At 71.5% G+C, this 2,876-nt stretch carries 4 protein-coding genes; 2 read left to right on the forward strand and 2 right to left on the reverse strand.

Translation table 11 applies throughout. The features are described 5' to 3' along the window. A partial coding sequence (locus tag SACSA_RS0111125) for a GTP-binding protein (RefSeq protein ID WP_028661782.1) occupies window positions 1-396 on the reverse strand: 396 nt, incomplete at its 3' end. Window positions 397-630: 234 nt separating this feature from the next. Between SACSA_RS0111125 and pdxS the strand changes: the two genes are divergently transcribed. Next, window positions 631-1,545 carry a pyridoxal 5'-phosphate synthase lyase subunit PdxS gene (gene pdxS, locus SACSA_RS0111130; RefSeq protein WP_028661783.1) on the forward strand — a complete coding sequence of 305 codons (915 nt, stop codon included), beginning with the start codon at window positions 631-633 and terminating at the stop codon, window positions 1,543-1,545. Between the two features lie 98 nt (window positions 1,546-1,643). Here the strand turns inward: pdxS and SACSA_RS0111135 are convergent, their stop codons facing one another. Beyond that, a complete protein-coding gene (locus SACSA_RS0111135) occupies window positions 1,644-2,213 on the reverse strand; it encodes a helix-turn-helix domain-containing protein (RefSeq protein ID WP_019815915.1) in 570 nt (189 codons plus the stop codon). 66 nt (window positions 2,214-2,279) lie between these two features. Between SACSA_RS0111135 and SACSA_RS0111140 the strand changes: the two genes are divergently transcribed. Beyond that, on the forward strand, window positions 2,280-2,876 hold a 597-nt coding region (locus SACSA_RS0111140; RefSeq protein WP_019815916.1), incomplete at its 3' end, for an AzlC family ABC transporter permease.

Genomic DNA, 2,876 nt, shown 5'->3' on the forward strand with positions numbered 1-2,876 from the left:
CAGCGCCACGGTGGCGGCGTCCACGCCCTCGCCCGCGCTGACCACGAACAGCGCGGCGTCGGCCGCGCGCAGGCCCGCGCGCACCTCGCCGACGAAGTCGGCGTAGCCGGGCGTGTCGATGAGGTTGATCTTGATGTCGCCGTGCAGCAGTGGCGCGACCGAGAGGCCGACGGAGCGTTGCTGGCGGACGGCGGCGGGGTCGTGGTCGGACACGGTGGTCCCGTCGACGACCGAGCCCGCGCGCGAGATGGTGCCCGACGCCACCAGCAGGGCCTCGACGAGCGTGGTCTTGCCCGAGCCGGAGGGACCGACGAGTGCGACGTTGCGGATGCGGCCGGGGTCGTCCACGGCGACCGCGGCCCCGGTCTCGGTGATGCGGGTGTTCTTCTCGGCCATCGGGGGCCTCCCTGATGCAGGTGTGGGCGGCCGGGTCCGTCGGCGGTTCCGGGCCGGTACCGCGAGAAGAGAAGGTTGTGCCCCCGATCACACACCGGATCGCGCGACGCGGCAACAGCGCGGGCCGACGAGCTGAAGTGGCCTGGTGAGATTGGCGCGAACTGGCCCGCCTTCGCGGTCCACGTGGGCCGTACGCTGGAGGTGTACTCACCCGTATGTGTGAAAGGCTGTGCAGTGTCAGACGTCCGAGCCCAGAACTCCCCGCGCCCCGAGACCGGCACCGCCCGCGTCAAGCGCGGCATGGCCGAGATGCTCAAGGGCGGCGTGATCATGGATGTCGTCACCCCGGAGCAGGCCAAGATCGCCGAGGACGCGGGTGCGGTCGCCGTGATGGCGCTGGAGCGCGTGCCCGCCGACATCCGCGCGCAGGGCGGCGTCGCCCGCATGAGCGACCCCGACCTGATCGACGGCATCGTGTCGTCGGTGTCGATCCCGGTGATGGCCAAGGCGCGCATCGGTCACTTCGTCGAGGCACAAGTGTTGCAGTCGCTCGGCGTGGACTACGTCGACGAGTCCGAGGTGCTCACGCCTGCCGACTACGCCAACCACATCGACAAGTGGGCCTTCACCGTGCCGTTCGTGTGCGGGGCCACCAACCTCGGCGAGGCGTTGCGCCGCATCACCGAGGGCGCCGCGATGATCCGCTCGAAGGGGGAGGCGGGCACCGGCGACGTGTCCAACGCCACCACCCACATGCGGGCCATTCGCGCGGAGCTGCGCAAGCTCTCGGTGCTCTCGCCCGACGAACTCTACGTCGCGGCCAAGGAACTGCGGGCCCCGTACGAACTGGTCGCCGAGGTCGCCCGGACCGGGAAGCTGCCCGTGGTGTTGTTCACCGCGGGCGGGATCGCCACGCCCGCCGACGCGGCGATGATGCGGCAGCTCGGCGCGGAGGGCGTGTTCGTCGGCTCCGGGATCTTCAAGTCCGGCGACCCCGCCAAGCGGGCCGAGGCCATCGTCAAGGCCACCACCTTCCACGACGACCCGGACATGCTCGCCAAGATCTCGCGTGGCCTCGGTGAGGCCATGGTGGGCCTCAACGTCGACGACGTCCCGGAACCCCACCGCCTCGCCGACCGCGGCTGGTAACCCCGGCACCACCCTGTCGGCCGACCGTCAAGGCTTCCTTCACCGCACTCGACGCGGTGACGGAGGCCTTGACCGCGTCGAGTGCCGACCGTGCCTGCTCAGCGGTGCTCGGAGACCATCACCGCCATCGTGTCCGGCTCGAGGGCGCGGAAGACGTGCGGCGCGTCGCCGGGGTAGGCGATGTAGTCGCCGGGGCCCAGTTCGACCGGGTCCTCGATGACGCCGACCTGCGCCCGGCCCGTCGCCAGAATCACGTGTTCGGTCACGCCCGACATGTGCGGGTCGGACTCGCGGGGCGCCCCCGGGTGCGCCGTGATCAGGTACAGGTCCCGCTGGGCGTGCGGAGGGCACGACGCGAGCAGGGTGGTGACGTAGTCGGCGTGCTCGGCGGCCACGGCGGGACCCTCGCCCCGGCGGATCACCTGCACCGCCGGGCGCGCGGGCTCGACCAGCCGGGCGAACGGCACGTCGAGCGCCACCCCGAGTGCCCACAGTGTCTCCACGCTCGGGTTCCCGGTGCCCGCCTCCAGTTGGGACAGCGTCGACTTCGCGACGCCCGCGCGCCGGGCGACCTCCGCCAGGGACAGCCCTGCCCGTCGGCGCTCCCGGTGCAGGGACGCGGCGATCACGTCGAGCGGGGCCTTGGTGCCGAGGTCGCGGTCGGTCATCGTTCGCTACACGCTCCTTCTCGTTCGATTTGACGAACGCCTTGGTGGGGTCCAGTATGGAAGTCTATGCGTTCGATCTGGCGAACACTCGACCGTGACGTGGCGCGCGACATCGCGCTCGTGTGCGTGGCCGATGCCCTGGTGGGGGTCTCGTTCGGCGCGATCACGGTCAGCTCCGGACTGCCGGTATGGCTGCCGATGCTGCTGTCGGTCCTCGTGTTCGCCGGAGCGTCCCAGTTCATGTTCGTCGGCCTCGTCGTCTCGGGTGGCAATCCGGTCGCGGCCGTGCTCGCCGCTCTGCTCATCAACGCGCGGCACCTGCCCTTCGGGTTCGCGGTGGGAGACGTGCTGGGGCGCGGCTGGCCGAGCCGCCTCGCGGGCAGTCACCTGATGATCGACGAGACCGTCGCCTTCGCCCTCGCCCAGCGCGACGCCGACCGGCGCAGGGCCGTCTACTGGGCGTGTGGCGTCACGCTGTTCGTGCTGTGGAATCTCGGCGTCGTCGTCGGCGCGTTCGCGGGCACGGTCGTCACCGACACCGACGCCTTCGGCCTCGACGCCGCCTTCCCGGCGGTGCTGCTGGCGCTCGTGCTGCCGTCGCTGCGGGATCGGGCGACCCGCGACGCGGTGCTGGCGGGCGTGGTGATCGCCGTGGCCGCGGCG

The sequence above is a fragment of the Saccharomonospora saliphila YIM 90502 genome (assembly GCF_000383795.1).
GTDB lineage: Bacteria > Actinomycetota > Actinomycetes > Mycobacteriales > Pseudonocardiaceae > Saccharomonospora > Saccharomonospora saliphila.